4 protein-coding genes are annotated in these 4,217 nt (G+C 68.4%); all 4 read right to left on the bottom strand.

The window, feature by feature from the left end; all coding sequences use genetic code 11:
* Positions 1-58 precede the first annotated feature (58 nt).
* From DBR34_RS14145 to pdhA, 4 genes are read right to left on the bottom strand one after another with little or no spacing between them, the layout of a single operon-like run.
* Positions 59-1,462, bottom strand: coding sequence for a dihydrolipoamide acetyltransferase family protein (locus tag DBR34_RS14145; RefSeq protein ID WP_128097266.1), 1,404 nt, complete (start codon positions 1,460-1,462; stop codon positions 59-61).
* Positions 1,459-1,812 carry an SH3 domain-containing protein gene (locus tag DBR34_RS14150; protein ID WP_038685760.1) on the bottom strand — a complete coding sequence of 118 codons (354 nt, stop codon included), beginning with the start codon at positions 1,810-1,812 and terminating at the stop codon, positions 1,459-1,461. Before DBR34_RS14150 ends, DBR34_RS14145 begins: the two co-directional genes overlap by 4 nt.
* 1 nt (position 1,813) lies before the next feature.
* The gene (locus DBR34_RS14155; protein ID WP_128097267.1) at positions 1,814-2,881 is read right to left on the bottom strand and encodes an alpha-ketoacid dehydrogenase subunit beta; all 1,068 of its coding nucleotides are present in this window, start codon (positions 2,879-2,881) and stop codon (positions 1,814-1,816) included.
* Positions 2,874-3,956, bottom strand: a complete 1,083-nt coding sequence (pdhA, locus tag DBR34_RS14160) for a pyruvate dehydrogenase (acetyl-transferring) E1 component subunit alpha (RefSeq protein WP_038685762.1) — start codon at positions 3,954-3,956, stop codon at positions 2,874-2,876. Before pdhA ends, DBR34_RS14155 begins: the two co-directional genes overlap by 8 nt.
* Positions 3,957-4,217 lie beyond the last annotated feature (261 nt).

Raw genomic sequence — 4,217 nt, forward strand, 5'->3', positions numbered from 1 at the left:
GTCGTCGTTCTTTCAATTGCCTGCCGACCAACGGTCGGCAGCTACCGATGCACGCAGATCAGCTGGCCAGCGCCAGATCATCCAGCATGGCGCGCAGGAAACGCGCCGCTTCGCCGCCGGTGGCCGCGCGGTGGTCGAAGGTGACCGACAGCGGAATCACCTTGTGCGCTTCCACGCCGCCCATCACCGGAGTCATCTGGTGCCGGGCACGGCCGGCACCGACGATGGCCACGCACGGCGGCACCACGACCGGGGTCGCGTAGCGGCCGGCGAACATGCCGAAGTTGGACAGCGAGATGGTGTAGCCGCTCAGCTCGGACGCGGCGATCGAGCGCGATTCCACCTGCTCGCGCAGGCGGTTCACGCCCTCGCGGATGCCGCGTGCGTCTAGCATGTCGGCATTGCGCAGGGCCGGCACGAACAGGCCGTCGTCGGTGTCCACCGCGATGCCGATGTCCACCTGGTTGTGCAGCGTGCGGGTGAGCGCATCGCCGTCGAACCATGCGTTCAGCGCCGGCACCTTCTGGCAGGCCACCACGATCGAGCGCACCAGGCGGGCGGTGACGTCGTTGCCCGGCACCCAGGCGTGGATGTCGGCATCGTCGTTGAGCGTGGTCGGCACGACCTTGCTGTGTGCATCGGCCATCACCCGGGCCATGTTGCGGCGCACGCCCTTGAGCGGTTCCGGCTGGCCCTTGGCCACCACGCCCGGCGGCTGGGTGCGCATCGGGCGGCCGGCGGCCGACAGCGGCGTACGCGATTCGGCAGCGCGCGCCACCGGTGCCGGTGCAGCGGCAGCCGCAGCCGGTGCGGCCACGGCGGCACGGGCCGGCGCAGCGCCGACCTTTGCGCTGCCGTCGGCGGCGGCCTGCTTGACGTCGGCCATGGTCACCGCGCCATCGGTGCCGGTGGCACGCACGCGGGTGAGGTCCACGCCCAGCTTGCGCGCGGTGGCGCGCACGGCCGGCACGGCCTTGACCCCGCCCACGGCGACGGCCTGTTCGGCGTGCACGGCATTGGAGCTCTGCATGGCGCCGACCACGGTGCCGGCGTCATCGCGCTCGGCGCTGGGCTTGGCGATCTCGCCCCCGTTGTCCGACGCCACCACCTTGTCCGGCTGCGCGGCCGCGGTCTGGCCGGTGCTGGGGGTCGGCGACGGGGCAGCATGCCCGTGGCTGTGGCCGGTGTCCTGGCCATCGGCGCGCTGCGGCATGTTCGGGTCCAGTTCGAACTGGGCCAGCACGCTGCCGGTGGGAATGATGTCGCCTTCACCGCCGGCCAGCGCCAGCACCTTGCCGGAGAACGGCGAGGGCACTTCAACCACGGCCTTGGCGGTCTCCATGGAGACCAGCGGCGCGTCGAGCGCGATCACGTCGCCTACCTTGACGAACCACTCCACGATCGTGGCGTCCGGCAGGCCTTCGCCGAGGTCGGGCAGGTGGAAATTCTTGTTCTCACTCATGTGCAGTTCTCTTCCAGCAGTTCGAGATCGCGGGCCGGCAGCCAGCCCGTCGCGCCGTTCGCGCGCTCGGACCACCACCAACCACCGTGTTCATGATGCAGTTTGACCAGTTCACCGCTGTCCACATCCAGTTCGCGGGCGTCGTAGTCGCGCAGGGCTTCTGCGCGACCCTCGTCCAGCAACTGCAACCACGCCACCGGTGCCCAGCCGGCACGCCCGTCATCGGTGCGTACCCAGGCAAACGCCGGCCATTCCTCGTCACGAACACCCAGTTCGACGATCTGGCCGGTGCGGAACCGGAGCGGGTTGGGGTACTGGCTGCGGTACGGGCCTAGGAGGCGGGCCCGCACGTCAGCCTGCCGCAATGGCGCGTTTGGCCGCGCTGACGATCCGGTCCACGCTGGGCAGGTACTTCATTTCCAGGCGGAACAACGGAATGTGGGTGTCATAGCCGGTGACGCGCTCGACCGGTGCCAGCAGGTCGTACAGCGATTCCTCGGCCAGGCGCGCGGCGATTTCCGCACCGAAGCCGGCCGTCTTCGGCGCCTCCTGCACGATCACGCAACGGCCGGTCTTGGCCACCGACTCGGCGATGGTGGCAAAGTCGAGCGGGCGCAGCGTGGCCACGTCGATCACTTCGGCACTGATGCCTTCGCCGGCCAGCTTGTCGGCCGCTTCCAGCGCTTCCTTCACCTGCGCGCCCCAGGTCACCAGGGTCACGTCGGTGCCGTCGCGCAGCACGAAGCACACGTCCAGCGGCAAGGCTTCGCCGTCGTTGACGACCACTTCCTTGTACTGGCGGTAGATGCGCTTGGGCTCCATGTAGATCACCGGATCCGGTTCGCGGATCGCGGCCAGCAACAGGCCATAGGCGCGCTGCGGCGAGGACGGCAGCACCACGCGCAGGCCCGGCACGTTGGTGAAGATCGATTCGTTGGCTTCGCTGTGGTGCTCCGGCGCGCGGATGCCACCGCCCCACGGCACGCGCAGCACCATCGGGCAGTGCAGGCGGCCACGGGTGCGGTAACGCAGGCGCGCGGCGTGGCAGATGATGTGGTCCACCATCGGGTACATGAAGCCGTCGAACTGGGCTTCGGCCACCGGCTTCATGCCCTGTGCGGCCAGGCCGATGGTCAACCCGGCGATGGTGGTTTCATCCAGCGGGGTGTCCAGGATGCGGTCGGCGCCAAAGCGCTGCTGCAGGCCGGCGGTGGCGCGGAAAACGCCGCCGTTGACGCCCACGTCTTCGCCCAGCACCAGCACCGACTTGTCGTGCTCCAGCTCCCAGGCCAGCGCCTGGGTAATGGCTTCGATGAGGGTGATCGGGGTGGTGGTCATGCTCTCTTCTCCGCGCGCGACGGCGGCGCTGTCGGCGGCGTTGGTCTGCGCGCTGGAGGCGCCGTTCTTGATCTCATCCATGGCGCTGCTCCAGGGCAATCGCCTGCGCACGCTGGGCCAGCAGGTCCTGCGGCGGGTCGGCATACAGGAAGTCGAACATCGCCTCCACCGGCTGCACCGGGGTGTTGAGGTACAGGTTCACTTCTTCGTCCACGCGCTTGCCGCACTCGGCGGTCCAGGCGGCTTCCTCTTCCTCGCTCCAGACACCGGCGTTGGTGAGGTACTTGCGCAGGCGCAGCATCGGCTCGCGCTGCCAGGCATCCTTCACTTCGGCGTCGTCGCGGTAGCGGCGCGCGTCATCGGCGGTGGTGTGGTCGGACAGGCGGTAGGTCATCAGTTCCAACACGGTGCCGCCGTCGCCGGCCAGCGCGCGTTCGCGGGCCTGCAGCATGGCGGCCATCACCGCGATCAGGTCGTTGCCGTCCACCTGCAGGCAGAACAGGCCACCGGCCAGGCCCTTCTGCGCCAGCGTTTCGGCACCGGTCTGGGCCGAACGCGGGACCGAGATGGCCCAGCCGTTGTTGACGATGCACAGGATCAGCGGGAGCTTGTAGGCACCGGCGGAGTTCAGGGCCGCGTAGAAGTCGGTCTTGGAGCTGCCGCCATCGCCGCACACCGCCACCGCGATCTGCTTTTCATTGTTGAGCTTGAACTTCAGCGCCGCGCCGGCCGCGTGCAGGCACTGGGTGGAAATCGGCACGCAGAACGGGAAGTCCTTGGCCGCGTTGCCGCCGTAGTCGTTGCCACGCTCGTCGCCGCCCCAGTACATCAGCACGTCGTGTGGGCGCACGCCACGCATGAACATCGCGCCGTACTCGCGGTAGGACGGGGCGAACACGTCGTCCTTCTGCATCGAGGCGCCAATGCCCACGTGCGCGGCTTCGTGGCCCAGGCAGGCCGCGTAGGTACCCAGCTTGCCGGTGCGCTGCAGCGCGATCGACTTGCCGTCGAACACGCGCACGAACAGCATCTGCTTGAACATCGGCAGCAGCGCGCGTGGATCGCGCAGGGCCTCGGGCAGGTCATCGCGGACGAGCGTGCCGTCCGTGTCCAGGTACTGCAGGTATTCGATCTTGAACTCAGCGGCAACCGTCATTGCGTACTGCACCTTCGACAGGAAGTTACAAATGATATGAATTGCCATGTTAAGGAAGGCGTACGAAAAAGCCGTCCTGCGGCGCAGCAAGTGTCCCGGTGGACAATACGCCCATATACCCCGGAAGGGGCGCGAAATGCCAATGACTGCAACGTATTCAGTTGCCGCAACCGGGCATGAGCGAGCGGCGGCAGGGCAGGGCGGCGTCGTGCCGCGGCGAGCCTGCCCGCGCAGAATCCGGCCCCCGCCCCGGCACCACAC

The sequence above is a fragment of the Stenotrophomonas sp. HMWF003 genome (assembly GCF_003061285.1).
Taxonomy (GTDB): Bacteria; Pseudomonadota; Gammaproteobacteria; order Xanthomonadales; family Xanthomonadaceae; genus Stenotrophomonas; species Stenotrophomonas maltophilia_AP.

Coding starts and splice junctions, on each gene's coding strand:
- DBR34_RS14145 (WP_128097266.1), bottom strand. CDS start 1,462: ATGAGTGAGAACAAGAATTTCCACCTGCCCGACCTCGGCGAAGGCCTG.
- DBR34_RS14155 (WP_128097267.1), bottom strand. CDS start 2,881: ATGGATGAGATCAAGAACGGCGCCTCCAGCGCGCAGACCAACGCCGCC.
- pdhA (WP_038685762.1), bottom strand. CDS start 3,956: ATGACGGTTGCCGCTGAGTTCAAGATCGAATACCTGCAGTACCTGGAC.